Source organism: Sphingomonas sp. NPDC092440 (assembly GCF_044754985.1).
Classification (GTDB): Bacteria; Pseudomonadota; Alphaproteobacteria; order Sphingomonadales; family Sphingomonadaceae; genus Sphingomonas.
In genome coordinates, this window is the sequence record NZ_JBIVQA010000002.1 from 72,573 (window position 1) to 94,556 (window position 21,984).

Sequence of the window (21,984 nt, forward strand, 5' to 3'; positions counted from 1 at the left end):
TTTGCTTCAACTCCCGTGCACGCGGCCCCTACCGCCCTATCGCAGCGGTTGCGCCATCGCAACGTCACGTGCGTTGGCCCGAACGCACGGAAACGCTAACAGGAGCCATGCAGGTCGATTTCTACCATCTGACGCAGCTTCCCCTGGAACGCGCGCTGCCCCGTATCGCCGAGCGCGTGATCGAGGCCGGCGGGCGGCTGCTGATCGTGGCGGGCGAGGCGAGCCAGCGGGCCCGGCTCGACCAGCTGCTATGGACCTATGCGCCCGACAGCTTCCTGCCGCATGGCCAGGCGGGTGGGCCCGACGACGATCGCCAACCGGTGCTGATCGCCGCCGAAGCGGGCACCGCGGCCAATGGTGCGCGCAACGTCGCCCTGGCCGACGGCGTGTGGCGCGAAGAGGCGCTGGGCTTCGAGCGGGTCTTCCACTTCTTCGGCGAGGAGCGGATCGCCGAAGCGCGCATCGCCTGGAAGGCGCTGGCCGACCGCGACGGGGTGGAGCGCAACTATTGGAAGCAGAATGCGCAGGGCCGCTGGGAAAAGGCGGCCTGAGTTGCGGGCGCCGGACGCCCAAAAGCGCTCCAGTAAAGAACAACATCGCGCGACCGGGCAAGCGCGTGCCGGCAGGGACGCTTGCATCGCGCGCCGCCCGGGACTAGGGAGCCGCGACTTTTCCACAACTTCAAAAGCAGGAGCCGCACGGCCATGGCCGCGAACCGGACCTTTTCGATCATCAAGCCCGATGCCACCCGCCGCAACCTGACCGGCGCAGTCACCAAGATGCTGGAGGAGGCCGGCCTGCGCGTCGTCGCCTCGAAGCGCATCCAGATGAGCCGCGAGCAGGCCGAGGGCTTTTACGGCGTCCACCGTGAGCGTCCCTTCTTCAACGACCTGGTCGAGTTCATGATCTCGGGCCCGGTCGTCGTGCAGGTGCTCGAGGGCGAGAACGCCGTGCAGCGCAACCGCGACATCATGGGCGCCACCAACCCGGCCAATGCCGATGCCGGCACCATCCGCAAGGAACTCGCCGAATCGATCGAGGCGAACTCGGTGCACGGTTCGGACTCGGACGAGAATGCCGAGATCGAGATCAACTTCTTCTTCAAGCCGGAAGAGATCGTCGGCTGATCGCCGAGGTTTCTACACCGATTTGGATGCGAAAGGCCGGGGTGGAAACTCCGGCCTTTCTCGTTTCCGGACGGGTGCTGGCTTCGGCGTTCGATGTGAGGGCTTGGCCCGTGAATTTGGAGCCATGGCCCGCCTCTACTTCCGTCACCCCCGGCCTTGCGCCGGGATCCCGCTATCTCGCCAGCGCAAGAAGCAGCGGGATCCCGGCGCAAGGCCGGGGGTGACGAACGAAGAATATGAGTCCCCCAACCTAGCGCATGGCGAGGTGGCCGCAGCCGCGCATCTGGCTAGTGCCCGGCACCAGGCCCTCCGCCGTCACCGTCACGCTGTGCAGGAAGCTGGCGCCCGCATCGTCCTTGCAGGGTTCGCGCTTGATCTCGACGATCACCGGCCGGAGCGCGCCATCTGCCCGAATCTCGCCGCTCAGGACGATCAGGGTGCTCGGCGCGTCCGCCGGCTGGCCCTTGTAGAACAGCTTGAAATCGCTCTGTCGCGAGCCGCTGGCCCAGACGAGATTGGCGTCATGGGCGCCGCCGCCGGTGGAGGTGATGTCGATGCTCCAACCTTCGCCGCCGCCGTTGAAGGCGGGAACCGGGCTCATCTGGCCTCCGCGGAGCTCCGCTGGCGGCCCGGAAGTCGAAGTCGATTGGGTGCAGCCGGCGAGCGCCAGCATCGTCATTGCGATCATCGCGCGCATTCCGAAATCCTCCCTTTGTCGTTTCCCGAAGCTGCAAACGCGGCGCGGGGATCGCGGTTGCCGAGGGCCGTCGATTGCAAAGCCAGGCCTGGCTGTCATGATCGGACGATCAGCATGCGAAAAGGGGGCGCGACCGGATGCGTAGGCTTGGAATTGCGGCGGCGCTGATATCGGTCGCCCTGCCTGGGAATGCCGGGGCGGCGGTGCTGCATCCGAAGGTGGTCATCCTGGGATATTTCGAGACCAGCAAGGCCTATGGCGAGAAGGGCTATTGGGGGGATGCCGACAAGCCGGGCGAACTGCATCACTGGATCGAGGGCCTGAACCTCAAGCGGCGGCTACCGGTCAAGGGGGCGTTCAACCCGGTCTGGGCGAATGCCGACGGATCGATCATCGCAATGAAGATCGGGCCCAACAGCCTGCATCCCGCCGTGAACCTGATGGCGCTGGGCCTGGACGCGAATTTCGACCTTTCCCGCTCCTACTGGCTGATCAACGGCATTGCGGGCGCGTCGCCGGAAACGGGGACCATCGGGGACCTGATCTGGACGGATTTCGTCGTCAACGGCGACGTCGCCCATGAGATCGACGCCCGCGAGATCCCCGCCGACTGGCCGGAGGGATATTTTCCGGCGGGCAAGACCAGGCCCTATCCCGAACCGCGGGTGGCGGCGGGCTCGCCAGAGGATGTCCGCAGCTGGACCGGCCCGTTCCGGACGAACCGCGCGCGGACGGTCACTATGCTGAATGCCTCGCTTGCCCGCTGGGCATACCGGCTGACCGTCCGCATCGCGCTTCCGGACAATGCCGAGATGCGGGCCGTTCGCGAGGAATATGACCAGCCCCGGGCGCGTTCGGCACCGGAAGTGGCGATCGGATCGACGCTCTCGTCGGAGACCTTCTGGCTCGGCGGGCGGCTGGATGCCTGGGCGCGCCGCTGGGTCCCCTATATGACCGACGGCCGCGGGACCTTCCGGACCACCGAGACCAACGACGCCGGGGCGATGGTCGCGCTGTCGGCGCTGGGTCGGGCAGGGCGGGTCGACCCGGACCGGGTCCTGCTGCTCCGCGCGGCGAGCAACTTCGACATGCCTCCCAGGGGCGTGCCGGCATCGGAGCAGCTCGTGCGCGAGGGGCCGCAATCCTTTGCGGGCTATCTGCCGGCGCTGGACGGGCTCTACCAAGTGGGCGTGCCGGTGGTGCGCGAGATCGTTCGCGGCTGGCCGGCCTATTCCAAGGCGCCGCCGAAGTGAGGATGCGGGCCGTGCCACAATCCCGTCGTCACCCCGGCCTTGCGCCGGGGTCCCGCTGTCTTACGGACGGAAGAAGAAGCGGGATCCCGGCTCTAGGCTGGGATGACGGCTTCAAATCAATGACTTATATAGGTTCTCAACCTAGCTGCGCGGCAGGGTGATCGTCGCCACCAGGCCGCCGCCTTCGCGATTGGCGAGGCTGATCTCGCCACTGGCGTCGCGGACGATGGCGCGGGCCAGCGCGAGACCGAGGCCGGCGCCGCCGGTCTCCCGGTTGCGCGATTCCTCGAGGCGAGTGAAGGGATCGAAGACCTTCTCCAGCTTCTCCGGCGGGATGCCGGGCCCACGATCGCAGACTTCGATCGCGACGCGCTGCTCGCCCGGGCGGAGATGAACCTCGGCGCCGCCGCCATATTTGACGGCATTCTCGATCAGGTTGCGCACTGCGCGGCGCATCAACGCGGGGCGCAGGTGCATGCGCAGCCGGGGTGCCTCCTCGAAGGTCACCTCCCGGCCGAGATCGCGGAAATCCTCGACCACGGCGTCGATCAGCGCCGAGAGATCGACATCGGTGGGCGGCTCGCTCGGGCGCCCGAGCCTGGCGAGGCTGAGGATGTCGTCGAGCGTGCGGTTCATCTCGTCGATCGTGTCGGCCATGCGGGAGCGATCGTCCTCGTCCTCGACCGATTCGATGCGGACCCGCAGCGCGGCGAGCGGTGTGCGCAGGTCGTGCCCGATCGCGCCGAGCATGCGGTCCTTCTCGTCGAGCATGCCCGTCACCCGGGTGCTGAGCGCGTTATAGGCGGCGATCACCGCGCGCACGTCGCTCGGGCCGCTTTCCTCGACTGGCCGGGCACCATCGCCGGGATGGAAATCGCGCGCGGCGGTGGCGAGCTTGCGCAGCGGCCGGGCGATGCGGTGGCCGGCCCAGAGGACGGGCAGGAGCACGACGATATAGAGGATGAGCGTCTGGGCGAGCAGCTGCAGGATCAGGGTGCGCTCCGAGCGCGGCCAGGCCGAGCTGAGCGAGAGCCAGCCCTTGCCGGGCAGCTCGACCGCCACCATCAGCTCGGCGCCCATGCGGCGGAGGCGATCGGCGCGGGCGGGGTCCATGCGCTTGAGCAGCGGGCGGCTGCCGTCGATCGGCCGGACCACGGCGACGACCTGCCCGATGGCGACGCCGCCATCGGTGAGCCCGCGGCGAAAGTCGCGTTCGATGTCGCTGCGGCGGACGAGCTCGGCGGGGATCGGGTTGACGGGGCCGAAATCGACGCGCCCGCGCAGCTGGCGGCGCCCCTCATGCCCGCCGCGCCGTTCGGCCATGCCGGGCGCGTCCGGGCGCGGGTTCACCGGCGCGCCGAGCCGCTCGGCTGCGTCGATCAGCCGGGTGACGGTGGGAACGATCACCTGGGCGAAGCGGGCGTTCTGGCGCTCGCGGACGAGGAAGCCGAAATTGATCGCCTGGGCGACGAACAGCGCCACGGCGACGAGCAGGGCGATCTGGCCGGGGAGCGAGCGGGGGAAGAGGCCGGTCATCGGGAAGCCGGGATCTCGTGCCTCAGGCCGGTCGCTTGCCGCCTGAGATCCCGCGCCGGATCGGGGCCGGGGTCGCCGGGATGGCGGATGGAGGTCACAGCCGCGTAACTTCGGCCGCCAGCGTGTAGCCGCCGCCCCAGACGGTCTTGATGATCGCCGGGTTGCGGGGATCGGGCTCGATCTTCTTGCGCAGGCGGCTGACCTGGTTGTCGATCGCGCGGTCGAAGGCGGCGGCCTCACGGCCCTGGGTCAGGTCGAGCAGCTGGTCGCGGGTGAGCACCGCGCGGGGCCGGGTAACCAGCGCGTGGAGCAGGCTGTATTCGCCGGTGGAGAGCGGAACCGAGACGCCCTCACGGTCGACCAGGGCGCGCTCGCCGGTCTTGAGCACCCAGCCGGCAAAGGCGAAGCTGCCCGCATCGGGCGCGTGCTGGCGGGTGCCGCCGGCCTGGAGCCGGCGCAGCACCACCTTGATCCGGGCGGCGAGCTCGCGCGGCGAGAAGGGCTTCACGACATAGTCGTCGGCACCCATCTCGAGCCCGACGATGCGGTCGGTCTCCTCGCCCCGCGCGGTGAGCAGGATCACCGGCGTGTCGCTGCTCTCGCGGATATGGCGGCAGAGCGACAGGCCGTCCTCGCCGGGCATCATGATGTCGAGCACCACCAGATCGATGGCATAGGCGGCCATGCGGGCGCGAGCGCCCTCGGCATCGCCGGCCTGGGTGATCCGGAAACCCTGCTTGGTGAGATACTGGGCGAGCGGCTCGCGGATCGAGCGTTCATCCTCGACGAGCAGGAGATGCGGCGTGTCCGGCATGTCGGGTTCGTAAGTCATGGGCATGCCGCAAGACAAGGGGTGCCCGGGCGGGTGAGGAGGCAAACCCGCCCGGGCCAGAGCGGGCGGGCTCAGTTGCTCTCCGAGCCGCCCGGCGGGGGACCGCGACGTTCCATCCGCGCGCGCATCGCCGCGAACTCGGCCTGATCGATCTTGCCGTCGTGATTGGTGTCGAGCCGGTCGAAGCGGCGCTCGGCCTGGGCCTGCATGTCGGCAAGCGTCATGTCGCCGGCCATGCCGCGACCGCCACCACCCCCGGGGCGCGCGGCGGCGCGCTCCTCCGGGCTGACCTTGCCGTCATGGTTGGTGTCGAGCCGCGCGAAGCGGGCGGCGACATCGGCCTGGAACTCTTCCTTGGTGATCGCGCCGTCATGATTGGTGTCGAGCCGGTCGAACATCCCGCCGCCGGGCGGGGGTGGGGCCGGCGGGGCGTCCTGGGCGAAGGCCGGGGCGCCAAGCAGCGTCGCGCCGAAGGCGGCGGCGAGAAGGAACTTCTTCATCGGGGTCGAACTCCTGTGTTCCGGGGGTGTCGCCCCGACAGGATTCGATTTCTGGACAGCAGCTGTCGCATGGATTTGTCATGCGCCCGGGAAACTGTCGCAAATTGTCTCAGCCGAAGATCGCGACTCCCTGCATCGCCTCGGCGACGGGTTCGCCTGCCGCGTTCCAGATCGCCATGCGCTGGGTGGAATAGCCGTGGTGCGCGGTGTCGGCGGTGGCGTGGAGCAGCCACCAGCCATCGGTGGTGCGCGGCTCGGCGGTCTGGAAATTGATCTGCCAGTTCAGCGAGCTGAGCGGCGTGCGGCGCTCCTCGATCAGCTTGAAGGCGGCGGGCGGCAGCGCATCGCCGATCGCCATCAGCTCGACGAACGGGTGAAGGCCGGCGGACGCGCGCAGCCGGGCCCAGCGCAGCCATTCGGCCGGGCCGGTGCCCTCCCGATGGTCCTGGAAGTTGAAATTGCCGGTGAAGAAGTCCTCGGGCCCCGTATAGAGCTCGGCGTCCGGCGCCGGCGGGGGCAGGGGCGCGCGCGGCGCCGTGTCATGGGCGAGGGCCGAGGCGAGCGGCGCCATGAACACGAACGTGGCGCGCAGGCCGAGCCCCGCCTCCGAGGCGACGTCGGACTGGAGGAAGGCGGCGTTGCGGCCGCGGCGGAGCTTCGTCGCGGTGACGGTCACGTCGCCGGCGAGCGGGCCGATAAAGGCGATCTGGGCCGAGCGGAGCGGAGGCAGGTCGGGCTCGGCCTCGAGCGCGGCCTGAAGCGCGAGCGCGGCGGAGAGGCCGCCATAGGCGGTGCGGCCCTGCATCCAGTCGGCGGGGACGGCGGTGGCGAGGCCGCCGCCGGTGCGTGCTGCCCCGGCCAGGATGTCCGCTAGCGGCGTCATCCGGCCGCGTACCGGTCGCGCAGCTCGCGCTTGAGGACCTTGCCGATCGCGTTGCGGGGCAGCTCGTCGAGCTTGACGAGATCCGCGAGGCGCTGGGTCTTGCCGACCCGGGCATTGAACCAGGCGAGGACTTCGGCCGAGTCGCCCGGGCCGGTGAAGAAGCCGACCGGCGTCTCGCCCCATTGCTCGGAGGGGATGCCGACCACCGCGCAATCCGCCACGCCGGGGTGCGCGACCAGCTCCGCCTCGAGGTCCGAGGGATAGATGTTGAACCCGCCCGAGATGATCAGGTCCTTCTTGCGGTCCATCAGGATCAGGAAGCCGTCCTCGTCGAAGCGGCCGACATCGCCGTGGCGGATATAGCGATTGCCCTCGGCGTCGTGCCAGCTGGCGTCGCGGGTGGCCTCGGCGCGGCCGTGATAGCCGCTCATCATCGCGCCCGAGCGGCCGACCACTTCGCCCATCTCGCCCTGCGGGACTTCGTTGCCCGCCTCGTCGATCAGGCGGATGTCCTGCCCCGGCAACGGCGTGCCGACGGTGTGGAGCTTGGTGGGGTGCATGTTGCAGAGCAGGGCAGTGGTGCCGCCGCCCTCGGTCATCCCGTAATATTCGACGAGCAGCCCCGGCCAGCGGGCGAGCACATCGGCCTTCAGCGCCGCGGAGAAGGGCGCGCTGGTGCAGGTCTTGAGGGCGAAGCTCGACAGGTCGAAGCTGTCGAAATCGGGCAGCGCCATGATCCGCTGATACTGGACCGGCACGAGCATCGCATGGGTGGCCCGGTGCTTCGCCGCCTGCGTCACGAAGGTGCGCGCGTCGAACTTGCCGAGCAGCACCGCGGTGCCGCCCCAGGCGATGGTGGGGATGAAGCTGACCAGCGTGGTGTTCGAATAGAGCGGGGTGGCGATCATCGTCACCGCATTGGCGAAGCCGCCGGGCGCGCGGGCGATGTGGATCCACCGCATCGCCTGGGGCTGGACGATGCCCTTGGGCACGCCGGTGGTGCCGGAGCTGTAGATGATGTTGAACGGATCGTCGGGGCCGATCTCGACCGGTACGGGCCTGCTGCCCTCCGGCGCCAGGAAGGCGTGGAAAGCGATGCCCGCATCGCCATCGTCGAGCGCCACCCGCTGCGCCGCGACGGCCGCGTCGCCCAGCGCCTTCGCTCCGGTGGCATCGAGGAACAGGATCCTCGCCCCGCAATCGGCGATCATCGCGGCGAGCTGCGCCGGCGTGGCCGAAGGCTGGAGCGGCGTGGGAACGCAGCCGGCCCGCAGCGCGCCGAAAAAGGCACAGGCATATTCGATCGACGGCGCGCCGAGGATCGCGACCGCTTCGTTCCTGGCCAGCCCTTCGCGCTGAAGCGCCGCGGCAACACGGTCGAGCATCGCGTCGAGCGCGGCATAGCTGATCGCCCGGTCCTCGCAGATCATCGCCGGCTTGTCCGGCCGCTCCTCCGCATGGCCGCGGATCAGATCGGACAATGTGGCGAATTCGCCGGCGAGCATCGCTTCGGTACGCATAGCTTCTCCCCCGTTCCCGGCACGCCTAGAAGAGCGCCGGGACGAAGGCCATACGCATTTTTCGAAAAAATGCTCAATCGCCCGGTTGCGGTGCCTCGGCAGGGGCGGGGCGCATATGGACGAACAGCGCGATGATCAGCGCGGCGCAGGCCATCAGCGTGCCCGCGACCAGGAAGGCCGCGCCGTCGAAGCCGCGATGCGAGCCCGCCGCCAGCGCCTGGGTGGCGATCAGCGGGCCGAGGATCGCCGCGACGTTGTTCATGCTCGAGATGCCGCCCTGCAGCGCGCCCTGGTGCGAGGCGCCGACCATGCCCGACAAGGTGCCGTTGAGCGCCGGATAGGCGAACGCCCCGAAGGCGCCGACCAGGAAGAAGGCATAGACCTGCCAGCCCTGCTGGATGAAGGCATAGGAGAAGAGCGTGAACGAGGCGGCGCAGAGCGCGATCAGCGCCGCCCCGCGCTCGCCGAACCGCTTGATCACCCGGCCGGTGAGCAGCGCCTGCACCAGCACGGTGAGGAAGCCGACATAGGCGAGCGACCAGCCGATCGCAGTGGCATCCCAGCCGAAGCGGATCGCCGCCCAGAAGGACCAGGTGGACGGATAGACGGTGCCGGCGAGCTGCCAGAAGAACCAGGCGAGCAGCAGCGGCCCGGCATTGCCGGCATGGAAGAGCGGGCGGAAGGCGCCGACGATGTGCGCGTCCGACCAGCGGAACGGGCGGCGGTTCTCCTTCGCCAGCGTCTCGGGCAGGAAGAAGAACATCACCGCCGCGTTCAGCGCGGCGCAGATCGCGGCGATCAGGAAGGGCGCGCGCAGGCCGAGCACCGAGCTGATCCCGCCCAGCGCCGGCCCCAGGATGAAGCCGACACCGAATGCCGCGCCGACCAGCCCGAACACCGCGCTGCGCTTCTCGGGCGGAGTCACATCGGCGATCACCGCGCTCGCCGGGCCGAAAGTGGCACCCGCGATGCCGGCGATGACCCGGCCGACGAACAGCCACGCCAGGCTGGGCGCGGCGGCCATCAGCGCATAGTCGATCGCGAAGGCCACCATCGACAGGATCAGCACCGGGCGGCGGCCATAGCGATCGCCCAGATTGCCGAGCACCGGGCCGGCGAAGAAGCCGGCGATGGCGAAGGCGGCGAGCATCCAGCCGGCGATGCGGGTCGCGGCATCGAGCTCGACATGGCCGAGCTCGGTGACGAGCGCGGGAAGCACCGGCATGACGATGCCGAAGCCGATCACGTCGATGAGCACGGCGATCAGCACGATCGGCACCGCGCGATGTTCGAACTTCATGATTATCCCCTTTGCGGGCCCTTTAGCAGAGAAGGGCGATGTCGCCATGCGGAATGGCGCAAGAACATAATGGGAACTTTGGCGACATGGCAAGGGGCATGGCAAGTACCCGTCATCCCGGCGAAAGCCGGGATCTCCCGCGAGGGCGCCGGGCAGGAGCCGCACCAGATTCCGGCCTTCGCCAGGATGACGGATAGGGAGCGAAGCCAAGGATTGCGGGACGACGGATGCGGCGCGGGGAAGATTGGCTTGACGCCCGCCCAGCCGTACCGCAAATTCGAAAGGACAAGAACATCCGGAGAGTGTGATGGCCACGGCCCCCGATATCGATGCCCCGGCGAATCCCCTGGATACGTTTCGCGCTGAGGCCCGCGCCTGGATCGCGGCCAATTTCCCGCCCGGCCTGAAGGGCAAGGACAATGCGATGTCCGCGATCGAGGGGCCGCACGAGAATTCGCCCGAGGAAGCCGCCTGGCAGCAGGCAATGGGCGACAAGGGCTGGGGCGTGCCGACCTGGCCGAGCGAATATGGCGGCGGCGGGCTGAGCCGGGCCGAGGCGCGGGTGCTCCAGGAAGAGATGCAGCGCGCCGGCGCCTGGAACCCGATCGGCGGCATGGGCGTGATGATGTTCGGCCCGACCCTGCTCGAATATGGCACGGAGGAACAGAAGCGCGAGCATATCCCGGCGATCGCCAAGGGGCTGGTGCGCTGGTGCCAGGGCTATTCGGAGCCGGGCGCGGGTTCGGACCTGGCCTCGCTCCAGACCTTCGCCGAGGATCATGGCGACCATTATGTCGTCAACGGCCAGAAGACCTGGACCAGCGGCGGCCAATGGGCGGACAAATGCTTCATGCTCGTCCGCACGGACAAGACGAAGAAGCATGAGGGCATCACCTTCCTGCTGGTCGACATGGATACGCCGGGCGTGGAAGTGAAGCCGATCCGGCTGATCTCGGGCAGCTCGCCCTTCTGCGAGACCTTCTTCACCGATGTGAAGGTTCCCAAGGCCAATCGAGTGGGCCAGGAAGGCGAGGGCTGGACGATCGGCAAGCGGCTGCTCCAGCACGAGCGCTCCAGCCTGTCGAGTGGCGGCTCGGCCGCGGGCCGGATGTTCGCGGGCGCTTCGCTGGGGCAGATCGCCAAGAAGTTCGTCGGCGTGGACGGCGAGGGCCGGATCGCCGATGCCGATCTGCGCAGCCGCATCGCCCGGCACGAGATGGACCTGCGCAGCTTCCTGCTCACGCTGCGGCGCACCGCGCTGGAGGCCAAGTCGAACCAGGGGCCCAGCGCCGCCACCTCGATCATGAAGAATGTCGGCGCGCGGATCATGCAGGAGCGCTCCGAGCTGCTGATCGAGATCCGCGGCCTGGCCGGCCTGGGCTGGGACGGCGACGGGTTCGAGGAGGATGCGCTGAAGGATGTGCGCAGCTGGCTCTTCGGCAAGGCGGTGTCGATCTATGGCGGCTCGACCGAGATCCAGAACAACGTGATCGCCAAGCGCATCCTGGGGATGCTGGATCATCAATAGTGCCGTCGCCCCGGCGAAAGCCGGGGTCTCAGGCCGCCAGCGCGCGGCTTGCGGCACGAGATCCCGGCCTTCGCCGGGATGACGAGGATAACGAGATGGCAATCCTGACCGAAGAACAGACGATGCTGCGCGACATGGCGCGCGAATGGGCGGACAACGAGGCCCCCGTCACCGCCTTTCGCAAGATGCGCGATGCCGCCCCGTCCGCCGGCTATGACGCGGAGATGTGGCGGGCCCAGGCCGAAATGGGCTGGGCGGGCATCCTGGTGCCCGAGGCGCAGGGCGGCGCCGGGATGGGCTATGTCTCGCTGGGCCTGGTGCTCGAGCAGCTCGGCCGCAACCTGGTCGCGACGCCGCTCGCCAGCGCCGCGGCGGCGACCAGCGCCATCCTGATGGGCGGATCGGACGCGCAACAGGCCGCATGGCTGCCGCAGATCGCGGCGGGCGAGCTGGTCGCCACGCTGGCGATCGACGAGGGCCCGCGTTTCGATCCCGCGAAGATCGCGACGAAAGCGCAAGGCGGCAAGCTCAGCGGCGTGAAGGCCTTTGTGCCCGAGGGCGACAGCGCGCAGCTGTTCGTCGTCGCGGCGACGGATGGGCTGTATCTCGTCCCGGGCGATCCGGGCGTAACGCGTTCGCCGCGGCACCTGACCGATGCGCGCAGCCATGCGCAGGTGACGTTCGACAATGCTCCGGCCGAGGCGCTGGGCGGCGGCGCGGAGCTGATCGGGCAAGTCGCGGACCGCGCGGCGGCGGCGGCGAGCGCCGAGATGCTCGGCATGGCCGAGAGCGCCTTTGCCCAGACCAACGACTATCTGAAGACCCGCGTCCAGTTCGGGCAGGTGCTGGCGAGCTTCCAGGCGCTGCAGCATCGCATGGCCAGGATGTTCACCGAGCTGGAGCTGTGCCGCTCGGCGGTGGAGGGCGCGCTGGAGGCGATCGACAGCGGCCGCGCGAACGTGGCGCAGGAAGTGAGCCTGGCCAAGGCGGTGGCGAACGAGACGCTCCATCTGGTCAGCCGCGAGATGATCCAGCTCCATGGCGGCATCGGCATGACCGACGAGCATGACGCGGGCTTCTACCTGAAGCGGGCGCGGGTGCTGGAAGCGCAATGGGGCAATGCCGCCTGGCACCGCGACCGGTTCGCGCGGTTGAACGGGTACTAGGGCCACGATTCAATCGGCAAAGCCCGTCGTCCCCGCGCAGGCGGGGATCCAGGATAGTTCGGGACAAGGATGCTGCCAGGCGAGCGCTCCCGGGAGCGCGCAGGACTCGACTGCGCGCAAGCCGCCCGTGGCCCTGGATCCCCGCCTGCGCGGGGATGACGAGGGAGCCGCGGAGATGGTGAAAGAATCAAAGCCTTGATCGGGTCCTGACCCTAGGTTGGGGACTCGCTATTCCTCCTTCGTCACCCCGGCCTTGCGCCGGGGTCCCGCTGCCTTGCTGAGGGCAGAAGAAGCGGGATCCCGGCGCAAGGCCGGGATGACGGTGGAAAACGGATACTCGTTTGGGTTCTCAACCTGGGCGCGCGACCCAATCATCAAACTCCGTCATCCCCGCGCAGGCGGGGATCCAGGGTAGTTCGGGACAAGGATGCTGCCAGGCGAGCGCTCCCGGGAGCGCGCGGGACTCGAATGCCCGCAACCCGCCCTTGGCCCTGGATCCCCGCCTGCGCGGGGATGACGAAGGTGGTTTGGGTCTGGCGACCCCGGGCCCGATCCGGGGTGCGATTTCATGCCGTATCGCGCCTTCGTCTGGGATCCCGGCCTTTGCCGGGGTGACGGTTATGGCGTGAGACCGCAAAGCGTCCCCAATTTTTCGAAGATCGATTCGGCTGGGGGAAGAAGACATAACCCAGCAATATATGACATTTGCGCAACACTGCTGAGTTAGTCCCCTTTTGCAACCTTTGTTCTGCTTGACGTCCCTCGGGGACCTGTCAGTATTCGAGGATAGGGTATGGAGCCGCCAAAGTGCTCTGGCCCGTGGTGGGAGAGATGATGATGATGCGGTTACGCCTTTTGTCGTGCGTTGCTGTTCCTGCGCTCAGCTTTGCTCTGGCGGCCCCTGCCTTCGCGCAGGACACCCAGACCCCGGCCGACGCGACTGCCCAGAACCAGACCGAGCAGAACACGGGAACCCGCGATCCCAACGAGATCGTCGTCACCGCCCAGGGCCGCGCCCAGGTGCTCGCCGACGTGCCGCTCGCCGTCTCGGCGGTGACCGCCACTCAGCTCGAGCGCACCGGCGCCAACGACATTCGCGCGCTCAACCAGGTCGCGCCGTCGCTGCTCGTCTCCTCGACCGGCAGCGACGCCAACACCTCCGCCCGCATCCGCGGCGTCGGCACGGTGGGCGACAATCCGGGCCTGGAAAGCTCGGTCGCGACCTTCATCGACGGCGTATATCGCTCGCGCACCGGCCTGGGCCTGAACGACCTGGGCGAGATCGAACGCATCGAAGTGCTGCGCGGGCCGCAGGGCACGCTGGGCGGGCGCAACGCCTCGGCCGGCATGCTCAGCGTCACCACCAAGGGGCCGGAGTTCACCTTTGGCGGCATGGCCGAGGCCACCTATGGCAATTATGACGCGTGGCGCCTGCAGGGCGCGGTGACCGGGCCGCTGACCGAGCAGCTCGCCTTCCGCCTCGACGGGCTCTATTCCAAGCGCGACGGCTTCTATCACGACGTCAATACCGGGCGGGACATCAACAATCGCGACCGCTATCTCGTCCGCGGCCAGCTGCTGTTCCAGCCCAGCTCCGATCTCTCCGTCCGCCTGATCGGCGACTATAGCTATCGCAAGGAAGATTGCTGCGCCGCCGTCTATGCGACTGCCGACGTGTCGCAGGCCAATGCCTATGTCTCGCCGACCAATCCGGGGCTGATCGCGCCGGGCACGCCGGTGGCGACGGTGCTGACCGGGATCACCGGCACGACCTTCGCGCAGTATTTCCCGGGCTATAACGACGCCTATTCGCGCCGCATCGCGACCAGCGCCAACCGCTCCTATACCGGCAAGACCAAGGACTGGGGCTTCTCGGCCGAGGTCAACTGGAACCTGGGCGGCGCCGAGCTGACCTCGATCACCGCCTATCGCGACTATGACAATACCCAGGCGGCCGATGCCGATTACGGCCTGGCCGACATCCTCTATTTCGGCCCGAAGAGCGGCCGCCAGTTCAAGACCTTCACCCAGGAGCTGCGCCTGCATGGCGAGGCCTTTGGCGGCAAGCTCGACTGGCTGGTGGGCGGCTATTACGCCCATGAGGACCTGGACACGAAGAGCGAGCTCAAGTTCGGCAACGATTATGGCCGGTTCGCCGCCTGTCGCGTCGTCTATGGCTCGTTCAGCGCCTTCTACAATCCGAACAATGTCGGCTGCCTGTCGCCCACCGGCGTGGCGGTGCTGAGCAACACGCTCGGGCCGCTCGGCGCGGCGGGGTCGGCGATGGTGCAGGGGCTGCAGCGGCTCGACACGGTTCGCAACGTCGGCGACGACACGGCGAACTTCGACCAGACCAGCTCGAACTTCGCCTTCTTCACGCACAACATCTTCCACGTCACCAGCAAGGTGGATCTGACGGTGGGCCTGCGCTACACCAACGAGACCAAGAAGCTGAACGCGAACTTCAACAATACCAACACGATATGCCCGGTGCAGCAGACGAACCTGCTGCCCTATATGGGCGTGGCCGCGCTGGCGCCGCTTGCGGGCGGCATCATCACGCTGAGCTGCCAGGGCGGCTCGTCCTCCGCGCTCAATGGGCTGACGCTGAACGACCAGCGCAAGGAGAACAAGTTCACCGGCACGGCGATCCTGTCGTGGAAGCCGGTCGACAACATCCTGCTCTATGCGAGCTATTCGCGCGGCTACAAGGCGGGCGGCTTCAACCTGGATCGTTCGGCCTTCAAGAACCCGAACCCGGCCCAGCCGCTGCCGATCTTCCCGATCAGCCTGGCCAATGCCGGCTATTATGCCGATGTGCTCCAGTTCGAGGAGGAAACAGTCACCGCCTATGAAGCGGGCATGAAGCTCTCGACCCGGGGCTTCAACCTGAACGTTGCGGGCTTCCGCCAGGAATTCAGCAACTTCCAGCTGAACACGTTCAACGGCACGGTCTATCTCGTCCAGAACATCAATGGCTGCAAGGTCAGCCTGAACGGCGGCGACCGCGACCTGAGCGCGACTACCGGCGCCTGCCCGTCGAACCAGATCAAGCCGGGCGTGGTCTCGACCGGTTTCGAAGTCGAGATGGCCATGTCGCCGGTGCGCGACCTGAACTTCAACTTCGGCGTGACCTATGCCAAGACCAAATACGCCAACAACCTGGTCGGATCGAGCAGCGGCGCGCCGCTCGATCCGGCGCTGCGCCTGCTGCCGGGCCAGCTGCTCTCGAACGCGCCCGAATGGGTGGTGACGAGCTCGGCGGGCTGGACGCCTTCGCTGGGCGGATCGCTGCGCGGCCTGCTCTATGTCGATGCCCGCCTGGCCGACCGCTACAATACCGGCTCGGACCTGTTCCCGCAAAAGGAGCAGCAGAGCTTCGTGGTGGTCAACGGCCGTATCGGCATCAGCGGCAACGACCAGCTCTGGGCCCTGGAGCTCTGGGTCCAGAACGCGACCAAGGCCAATTACATGCAGGTCGGCTTCAGCTCGCCCTTCCAGGCGGTGAGCACCACGCCGACGACGGGCTATCCGGGCGGGTCGCAGATCTTCTCGGCCTATCTCGCCGAGCCGCGGACCTATGGCATCACGCTGCGCTCGCGCTTCTGACGCCGGAGGGAGAAATGGGGACGGGCCCGCGGAGCGATCCGCGGGCCCGTTCGCCGTTTCAGGCGCGGTTCAGCCGGGTGGGCGGAAGGCGAGGGGGAGATGATCGTGGAGAAATGCCGCATGCGCTCGTGCCTGTTGCCCCTGTTCGCCTTGCTCGTACCGGCCCCGGCCCTTGCCCAGGCGGCGCCGGCGCCGGAATGTGCGGTCCGCGTCCAGTTCGGCAGCTATGCGATGGGGATCGACCGGCCCGCCTTCGAACGCGTGCGGGCGCTGCTCGCGCGCGATCGCGGGGTGCGGGCGGTGGACCAGCAGCATTGGGGGCGGGAAGGGGAGACGACGCTCTGCGTGCGGACGCGCCGGCCGGGCGATGCGCGGCGGCTGTTCGGGCGCGTGACGGCGGCGCTGCCCGCCAAGCCGCGCGGGCCGATCACGGTGGAGGCGCGCGGCGGCCTGCGCTTCGAGGTACCGCGACGGCAAGAACGCTAAATCGTGCATAACCGTGCGCGTTGACTCGCATGTTTATGCACGTTAATGCCGATTCATGATTGTTGATCCCCCCAATGCGCGGCGCGATGCGATTGCCGCGCGCCTTGCCGACGGGCAGCCGGTCTCGGCCGGCGCCCTGGCTGCCGAGTTCGCGGTTTCGGAAGACGCGATCCGGCGCGACCTGCGGGCGCTGGCCGCCGAGGGCAAGTGCCGGCGCGTCTATGGCGGAGCGTTGCCGGTCTCCCCGATCTCGGCGCCGATGGCGGCGCGGATGACGGGCGATCAGGGGCACAAGCATGCGCTTGCCCGCGCCGCCGCGACGACGATCCGGCCGGGCGAGTTCCTGTTCCTCGACAGCGGCAGCACCAACCTCGCGCTGGTCGAGTTCCTGCCCGAGGACAGGGACCTGACCATCGCGACTAATGCGATCGACATCGCCGCGGCGGCGCTGCGGCGGCAGGACCTGACGCTGATCCTGCTGGGCGGCGAGGCCGATCCGATCATCGGCGGCTGTGTCGATGCGGTGGCGCTGCAGGCGCTGATGCAGATGCGGTTCGACCGGGCATTCATCGGCGCCTGCTCGGTGTCGGAGGAAGGCGTGGGGGCGGCACAGCTCGCCGATGCGACCTTCAAGCGCGCCGTCGTCGCCCGGGCGGCGCGCACGGTGGCGCTGATCGCCAGCGACAAGCTCGGCCGCGCCGCGCCGCACCAGGTCGCGGCACTGGGCCAGATCGATCTGCTGGTGGTCGAAGCGAGCGCCTCGGCCGCGCAGCGCGCCGCGCTCGATGCGGCCGGGTGCCGCGGCATCCTCATCGCCGATCCCGCCTGAGCCGGAGCATTTCATGACTTCCGCCGATCGTCCGGCCACGCGGCTGGCCACGCGCCTTTCCTTCCTGGTCGCCGGATTCGGGATCTCCTGCTGGGCGCCGCTGGTGCCCTTTGCCAAGGCGCGCCTGCATATCGACGCCGCGATGCTGGGGGTGCTGCTGCTCTGCATCGGCATCGGCTCGATCGCGGCGATGCTGGCGACCGGGCCGCTCAGCGCGCGCTATGGCGGCAAGCCGGTGATCGTGACGAGCGGCATCGCGCTCGCAGTGATCCTGCCGCTGCTGACCGTCGCCGCGACACCCCTGGCGCTGGGCGGCGCGCTGCTGCTGTTCGGCGCCGCGCTCGGCTCGCTCGACGTGGCGATGAACGTGCATGCGGTGGAAGTGGAGCGCGCGGCGGACCGGCCGCTGATGTCCGGCTTCCATGCGCTGTTCAGCATCGGCGGCTTTGCCGGTGCCGGGCTGATGACGATCTTCCTGTCGCTGAAGGTGAGCGCGCTGGCCGGCAGCCTGGTGTGCGCGGGGATCATGCTGGCGGCGATGCTGGTCGCCTGGCCCCGATTGCTGCCGGCCATGCAGGGCGAGGACGGGCCGCTGTTCGTGCGGCCGCACGGCGTGGTGGTGCTGCTGGCGGTGCTCGCCATGGCGACCTTCCTGGCCGAAGGCGCGATGCTCGACTGGAGCGCGCTGCTGATCACCCAGATGGGGCTGGTCGGCGCGACGCAGGGCGGGCTGGGCTATATCCTGTTCGCGATCGCGATGACGGGCGGGCGGCTGCTGGGGGACTGGCTGACGGCGCGGCTGGGCGATTACCGCACCTTGCTCGGCGGCGGGCTGGTCGCGGTCGCGGGCTTCGTGGTGCTGCTGAGCGTGCCGGTCGCGCCGGTCGCCCTGGCGGGGTTCCTGCTGATCGGACTGGGGGCGTCGAACATCGTGCCGGTGCTGTTCCGCCTTGCCGGGGCGCAGACTCATATGCCGCCGGCCCTGGCGATCGGCGCGATCACCACGCTCGGCTATGCCGGCATTCTCGCCGGGCCGGCGGCGATCGGCCTGGTGGCGGAGGGGGTGGGGCTGCGCGCCGCCTTCTGGATGCTGGCGGTGCTGCTCCTGCTGGTTCCCTTCACCGCCCGGCGGACGGCAAGGGTGGCGCATTCGGCCTGAAGCGATGCCGGCGCCTCGCACAAGGGCTATTGCGACTAGCTTGCAATAGCATCTCGTCGCTGCTAGCGGCTCCCGCGAACAGGGCCGGCCCATGGCGGCACGGCGAAACTCCCGGGGGTCCATCCATGGCCGTGCGCGCGCGCCTTTCGCTGCTTTCCTTGCCGTTGCCGGCGCTTGTCGTGGCGATGCCGCCCGTCGCCCATGCCCAGCAGGCCGAGCCGCGAAAGGATGCGGAGAATTCCGAGGAGATCGTCGTCACCGCGGCGCGCACGATGCTGCCGCCCAACGCGCTGCCGCTCACCATCGACGTGATCGACAAGCAGCGGCTCGACCAGCAGATCGCGATCTCGGGATCGGTGACCGACGCGGTGGCGAACCTCACGCCGTCCTTCTCGCCGACCCGCCAGAAGCTGTCCGGCGCGGGCGAGACGCTGCGCGGACGCTCGCCGCTCTATGCGATCAACGGCATCCCCCAGTCGACGCCGATGCGCGACGGCAGCCGCGACGGCTTCACCATCGACGGCTTCTTCGTCGACCGGGTCGAGCTGATCTATGGCTCGAACGCGCTGCAGGGGATCGGCGGCACCGGCGGCATCGTCAACCAGGTGACGGTGGGCGCGCCGAAGACCGATGGAGTCAGCGGGCGCGTGCTGCTGCAGGGCACGGCGGACAACGACTTCCGGAGCGACGGCATCGGCGGCAAGGCCGCGGGGCTGGTCCAGTGGAAGTCGGGCCGCTTCGACGCGAGCTTCGGCGCGGCCTATGAGAAGCGCGGCGTCTTCTACGACGGCGACGGGCGCCGTGTCGGCCTGAACCTCACCCAGGGCGAGACGCAGGATTCGGCCACGGTCTCGCTGTTCTCGCGCATCGGATACCAGCTGGGCGATACCGGGCGGATCGACCTGATCGCGAGCCGCTTCGAGCTGAAGGGCGGCGGCAATTATGTCGCGGTGCCGGGCAACCGCGCCACCGGCCTGCCGACCAGCGCGATCCGCGGTGACGCCCCGGGCAAGCCGGCCGCGAGCCGGACCGAGAGCGTGGCGCTCACCTATACCGACACGGCGCTGGGCGGCGGCAATTTCATCGGCCAGATCTTCTTCAACCGCACCCATGACACGTTCGGCGGCGAGATCGCGCCGATCGCGACCTTCCAGGACCCCAGGCTCGATCCGACCGAGAAGCTGTTCGACCAGTCCGAGAACCGCTCGCGCAAGCTGGGCGCCAAGCTGAGCTACGAGCGGGCGGTGCCCGGCTTCGAGGCGCTGACCGCCACGCTCGGCTTCGACGCGCTGGTCGACAAGACCGAGCAGCGGCTGATCGCCACCGCGCGCATCTGGGTGCCGCCCAGCGACTTTCGCAGCCTGGCGCCCTTCGCCCAGGCGAACCTGAAGCTGTTCGGCGGCAAGCTGCGCCTGGCCGGCGGCGCGCGCTACGAGAATGTCGAGATCAGGATCGACGATTACCACACGCTCGCCTCGACCACCTATGTCGCGCCGAACAAGGCGACCTATGGCGGCGTCGCGGTCTCGGGCGGCAAGCCGAAGTTCGAGGACCTGCTGTTCAACGGCGGCGTGATCGTGGAGCCGGTGCCCGGCATCCGCGCCTATGCAAGCTATGCCGAGGGCTTCACCGTGCCCGACATCGGCCGCATCACCCGGGCAATCAAGGTGCCCGGCGTCGACCTGGACAATTATCTCGACATCTCGCCGATCGTCTCGAACAATCGCGAGATCGGGGTGGAGGCGAAGCGCGGGCCGCTCGACGCCTCGGTCACCTATTTCTGGTCGTCGAGCGACAAGGGGCAGCTGCTGATCGCGCGCGCGAGCGGGATATTCGACGTGCAGCGCCAGCGAGTGGAGATCGAGGGGCTGGAGGTCAATCTGGGCGTGAAGCTGCCTATGCCGGGCCTGAAGGCGAGCATCGGCTATGCCCATCTGAAGGGCCGCTACGACGCGGACGCGGTGCCGGACGGCAAGGTCGACACCGATCTCGACGGCACCAACATCTCGCCCGATCGCATCAACCTGGCGGCGGACTATGCCAGCGGGCCGTTCAGCGCGCGGGTGCAGACGCAATTCTATCTGTCGCGCCGCTTCGACGGCAAGGCGCGGACGATCGACGATGCCAATCCGCTGCACCCGCAAAAGCTCTTCATGAACGACTTCGGCGGCTATGTGCTGACCGACGCCCATGTCCGCTACCAGACCGGGCTGGGCGGGCTGAGCCTCAGCGTCACCAACCTGTTCGACAAGATGTATATCGACTATAGCTCCGACACCCGCCTGCCCAACGACAACACGGTGTTCTATGCCGGGCGCGGGCGCACCTTCACGCTTGGCTGGGATTATCGCTTCTGATGCAGCGCGGCGTGATGCAATGGCTCGACCTGATCCACCGCTGGACCGGCGGCGTGCTCGGCCTGGTGCTGGCGATCATGGGGCTGACCGGGGCGATCCTGGTCCATGAGGAGAGCTGGCTGGCGCTGACGCTGCCGCACGCGGCGGACATGCGCGTGGCGGATGACGGCGCCATCGCCGCGACGACGGCGAAGCTGATGGCGGCCGAGCCGGCGACGCAGAGCATCCTCTATGCCGACGACCGGTTCGGGCTGCACCAGCTGCGACTGGCCAAGGGCGCGGGCGCCTATGCCGACCAGGCGGGCGATGTGGTGACGCGCTGGGACAGCCAGTGGAGCCGGCCCGAGCTGTGGCTGTTCGACCTGCACCATCATCTCTTCGCTGGCGACACCGGCGAGACGATGATCGGCATCGCCGGGCTGGCGGCGATATTGTTCGTGATCACCGGCACGATCCTGTGGTGGCGGACGCGCAGGACCTTCAGGTTCCGGCTCTGGCCCAAGCGGCTGAGCCGGCCGATGATCGTGATGCAGCACCGCGACCTGGGGATCGTGGTGGCGCCGCTGCTGCTGCTGTCGGCGGTGACCGGCACGATGATGATCTTCAAGCCCTTCGCGGCGCTCGTCACCATGCCCTTCTCCTCGCCGGCGGCCGATGCCGCGGCGATGAAGCCGCCCATGGCGAAGAGCGGACCGCTGGCCGCGCATCCCGACTGGCGCGCGATCGTGGCGGCGGCGCATGCCCGCTTCCCCGATGCGCAGCTCCGCATCCTCTCGCTGCCGCGCAAGGCCGGCGACCCGATCCTGGTGCGGATGCGACGGGCGGGCGAATGGCTGCCCAATGGCCGCTCGAACATCTGGTTCGATGCCGCCGACGGGCACATGCTGGGATCGATCGACGCGCTGGCGCTGCCGCGGGGGGCGCAGATCTTCAACGGCGCCTATCCGGTGCACGCTGCCAAGGTGGGCGGGCTGCTCTACCGGCTGCTGCTCACCGCATCGGGGCTGGCGATGCTGCTGCTGGGCAGCCTGGCGGTGTGGAGCTTCTGGTTCAAGCGGCCGAAGCCTGGGAAGGTCGTGCGCAAGACGGCAGCCTAGGTTGCTTGTTCCGTCACTCCGGCCTTGCGCCGGGGTCCTGCTGCTGCTCGCACCCGGGCAAGGAGAAGCCGGATCCCGGCGCAACGCCGGGAAGCCGGCAGGGGT

18 protein-coding genes are annotated in these 21,984 nt (G+C 68.6%); 11 read left to right on the forward strand and 7 right to left on the reverse strand.

Annotation, left to right across the window (positions count from 1 at the left end):
- Positions 1-107 precede the first annotated feature (107 nt).
- Both ACIQCS_RS03175 and ndk read left to right on the forward strand, forming a co-directional pair.
- Positions 108-551, forward strand: a complete 444-nt coding sequence (locus ACIQCS_RS03175) for a DNA polymerase III subunit chi (protein WP_345851850.1) — start codon at positions 108-110, stop codon at positions 549-551.
- A gap of 153 nt (positions 552-704) precedes the next feature.
- A complete protein-coding gene (ndk, locus tag ACIQCS_RS03180) occupies positions 705-1,127 on the forward strand; it encodes a nucleoside-diphosphate kinase (protein ID WP_137863991.1) in 423 nt (140 codons plus the stop codon).
- A gap of 250 nt (positions 1,128-1,377) precedes the next feature.
- Here ndk and ACIQCS_RS03185 read toward each other — a convergent pair whose 3' ends face one another.
- Positions 1,378-1,824, reverse strand: a complete 447-nt coding sequence (locus tag ACIQCS_RS03185) for a hypothetical protein (protein ID WP_345851851.1) — start codon at positions 1,822-1,824, stop codon at positions 1,378-1,380.
- A 137-nt stretch (positions 1,825-1,961) separates the two neighbouring features.
- Between ACIQCS_RS03185 and ACIQCS_RS03190 the strand changes: the two genes are divergently transcribed.
- Positions 1,962-3,077: a purine nucleoside permease gene (locus ACIQCS_RS03190; RefSeq protein ID WP_345851852.1), complete on the forward strand. Its 1,116-nt coding sequence runs from the start codon at positions 1,962-1,964 to the stop codon at positions 3,075-3,077.
- A 141-nt stretch (positions 3,078-3,218) separates the two neighbouring features.
- Here the strand turns inward: ACIQCS_RS03190 and ACIQCS_RS03195 are convergent, their stop codons facing one another.
- The 6 genes from ACIQCS_RS03195 to ACIQCS_RS03220 all read right to left on the reverse strand — a co-directional run bounded on the left by ACIQCS_RS03195 (position 3,219) and on the right by ACIQCS_RS03220 (position 9,648).
- Positions 3,219-4,613, reverse strand: coding sequence for an ATP-binding protein (locus ACIQCS_RS03195; RefSeq protein WP_345851854.1), 1,395 nt, complete (start codon positions 4,611-4,613; stop codon positions 3,219-3,221).
- 94 nt (positions 4,614-4,707) lie between these two features.
- Positions 4,708-5,427: a response regulator gene (locus tag ACIQCS_RS03200; protein ID WP_280280237.1), complete on the reverse strand. Its 720-nt coding sequence runs from the start codon at positions 5,425-5,427 to the stop codon at positions 4,708-4,710.
- 89 nt (positions 5,428-5,516) lie between these two features.
- Positions 5,517-5,945 carry an EF-hand domain-containing protein gene (locus tag ACIQCS_RS03205; protein ID WP_345851855.1) on the reverse strand — a complete coding sequence of 143 codons (429 nt, stop codon included), beginning with the start codon at positions 5,943-5,945 and terminating at the stop codon, positions 5,517-5,519.
- Between the two features lie 109 nt (positions 5,946-6,054).
- Positions 6,055-6,828, reverse strand: coding sequence for a thioesterase family protein (locus tag ACIQCS_RS03210; RefSeq protein ID WP_345851857.1), 774 nt, complete (start codon positions 6,826-6,828; stop codon positions 6,055-6,057).
- The gene (locus tag ACIQCS_RS03215; RefSeq protein ID WP_345851858.1) at positions 6,825-8,348 is read right to left on the reverse strand and encodes a class I adenylate-forming enzyme family protein; all 1,524 of its coding nucleotides are present in this window, start codon (positions 8,346-8,348) and stop codon (positions 6,825-6,827) included. Before ACIQCS_RS03215 ends, ACIQCS_RS03210 begins: the two co-directional genes overlap by 4 nt.
- A gap of 73 nt (positions 8,349-8,421) precedes the next feature.
- Positions 8,422-9,648, reverse strand: coding sequence for an MFS transporter (locus ACIQCS_RS03220; protein ID WP_345851859.1), 1,227 nt, complete (start codon positions 9,646-9,648; stop codon positions 8,422-8,424).
- Between the two features lie 307 nt (positions 9,649-9,955).
- On the opposite strand from ACIQCS_RS03220, the gene ACIQCS_RS03225 reads away from it, so the two are divergent.
- The 8 genes from ACIQCS_RS03225 to ACIQCS_RS03260 all read left to right on the forward strand — a co-directional run bounded on the left by ACIQCS_RS03225 (position 9,956) and on the right by ACIQCS_RS03260 (position 21,879).
- The gene (locus tag ACIQCS_RS03225) at positions 9,956-11,176 is read left to right on the forward strand and encodes an acyl-CoA dehydrogenase family protein (RefSeq protein WP_345851860.1); all 1,221 of its coding nucleotides are present in this window, start codon (positions 9,956-9,958) and stop codon (positions 11,174-11,176) included.
- A gap of 95 nt (positions 11,177-11,271) precedes the next feature.
- Positions 11,272-12,342 carry an acyl-CoA dehydrogenase family protein gene (locus ACIQCS_RS03230; RefSeq protein WP_345851861.1) on the forward strand — a complete coding sequence of 357 codons (1,071 nt, stop codon included), beginning with the start codon at positions 11,272-11,274 and terminating at the stop codon, positions 12,340-12,342.
- An 837-nt stretch (positions 12,343-13,179) separates the two neighbouring features.
- Entirely contained in the window at positions 13,180-15,951 is a 2,772-nt protein-coding gene (locus tag ACIQCS_RS03235; protein WP_401530041.1) for a TonB-dependent receptor, read from the forward strand.
- Positions 15,952-16,050: 99 nt separating this feature from the next.
- The gene (locus tag ACIQCS_RS03240; protein WP_345851863.1) at positions 16,051-16,437 is read left to right on the forward strand and encodes a hypothetical protein; all 387 of its coding nucleotides are present in this window, start codon (positions 16,051-16,053) and stop codon (positions 16,435-16,437) included.
- A 55-nt stretch (positions 16,438-16,492) separates the two neighbouring features.
- A complete protein-coding gene (locus ACIQCS_RS03245; protein ID WP_345851864.1) occupies positions 16,493-17,266 on the forward strand; it encodes a DeoR/GlpR family DNA-binding transcription regulator in 774 nt (257 codons plus the stop codon).
- 13 nt (positions 17,267-17,279) lie between these two features.
- Positions 17,280-18,425, forward strand: a complete 1,146-nt coding sequence (locus ACIQCS_RS03250; RefSeq protein WP_345851865.1) for an MFS transporter — start codon at positions 17,280-17,282, stop codon at positions 18,423-18,425.
- Positions 18,426-18,550: 125 nt separating this feature from the next.
- Entirely contained in the window at positions 18,551-20,782 is a 2,232-nt protein-coding gene (locus ACIQCS_RS03255) for a TonB-dependent receptor (protein WP_345851866.1), read from the forward strand.
- The gene (locus ACIQCS_RS03260; protein ID WP_401530045.1) at positions 20,782-21,879 is read left to right on the forward strand and encodes a PepSY-associated TM helix domain-containing protein; all 1,098 of its coding nucleotides are present in this window, start codon (positions 20,782-20,784) and stop codon (positions 21,877-21,879) included. The genes ACIQCS_RS03255 and ACIQCS_RS03260 overlap by 1 nt, the downstream gene beginning before the upstream one ends.
- The last annotated feature ends 105 nt before the right edge of the window (positions 21,880-21,984 follow it).

Excerpts from the sequence above, each read along its gene's own strand:
- ACIQCS_RS03175 (WP_345851850.1), top strand. The coding sequence starts at position 108 with ATGCAGGTCGATTTCTACCATCTGACGCAGCTTCCCCTGGAACGCGCG.
- ndk (WP_137863991.1), top strand. The coding sequence starts at position 705 with ATGGCCGCGAACCGGACCTTTTCGATCATCAAGCCCGATGCCACCCGC.
- ACIQCS_RS03185 (WP_345851851.1), bottom strand. The coding sequence starts at position 1,824 with ATGCGCGCGATGATCGCAATGACGATGCTGGCGCTCGCCGGCTGCACC.
- ACIQCS_RS03190 (WP_345851852.1), top strand. The coding sequence starts at position 1,962 with ATGCGTAGGCTTGGAATTGCGGCGGCGCTGATATCGGTCGCCCTGCCT.
- ACIQCS_RS03195 (WP_345851854.1), bottom strand. The coding sequence starts at position 4,613 with ATGACCGGCCTCTTCCCCCGCTCGCTCCCCGGCCAGATCGCCCTGCTC.
- ACIQCS_RS03200 (WP_280280237.1), bottom strand. The coding sequence starts at position 5,427 with ATGCCGGACACGCCGCATCTCCTGCTCGTCGAGGATGAACGCTCGATC.
- ACIQCS_RS03205 (WP_345851855.1), bottom strand. The coding sequence starts at position 5,945 with ATGAAGAAGTTCCTTCTCGCCGCCGCCTTCGGCGCGACGCTGCTTGGC.
- ACIQCS_RS03210 (WP_345851857.1), bottom strand. The coding sequence starts at position 6,828 with ATGACGCCGCTAGCGGACATCCTGGCCGGGGCAGCACGCACCGGCGGC.
- ACIQCS_RS03215 (WP_345851858.1), bottom strand. The coding sequence starts at position 8,348 with ATGCGTACCGAAGCGATGCTCGCCGGCGAATTCGCCACATTGTCCGAT.
- ACIQCS_RS03220 (WP_345851859.1), bottom strand. The coding sequence starts at position 9,648 with ATGAAGTTCGAACATCGCGCGGTGCCGATCGTGCTGATCGCCGTGCTC.
- ACIQCS_RS03225 (WP_345851860.1), top strand. The coding sequence starts at position 9,956 with ATGGCCACGGCCCCCGATATCGATGCCCCGGCGAATCCCCTGGATACG.
- ACIQCS_RS03230 (WP_345851861.1), top strand. The coding sequence starts at position 11,272 with ATGGCAATCCTGACCGAAGAACAGACGATGCTGCGCGACATGGCGCGC.
- ACIQCS_RS03235 (WP_401530041.1), top strand. The coding sequence starts at position 13,180 with ATGATGCGGTTACGCCTTTTGTCGTGCGTTGCTGTTCCTGCGCTCAGC.
- ACIQCS_RS03240 (WP_345851863.1), top strand. The coding sequence starts at position 16,051 with ATGATCGTGGAGAAATGCCGCATGCGCTCGTGCCTGTTGCCCCTGTTC.
- ACIQCS_RS03245 (WP_345851864.1), top strand. The coding sequence starts at position 16,493 with ATGATTGTTGATCCCCCCAATGCGCGGCGCGATGCGATTGCCGCGCGC.
- ACIQCS_RS03250 (WP_345851865.1), top strand. The coding sequence starts at position 17,280 with ATGACTTCCGCCGATCGTCCGGCCACGCGGCTGGCCACGCGCCTTTCC.
- ACIQCS_RS03255 (WP_345851866.1), top strand. The coding sequence starts at position 18,551 with ATGGCCGTGCGCGCGCGCCTTTCGCTGCTTTCCTTGCCGTTGCCGGCG.
- ACIQCS_RS03260 (WP_401530045.1), top strand. The coding sequence starts at position 20,782 with ATGCAGCGCGGCGTGATGCAATGGCTCGACCTGATCCACCGCTGGACC.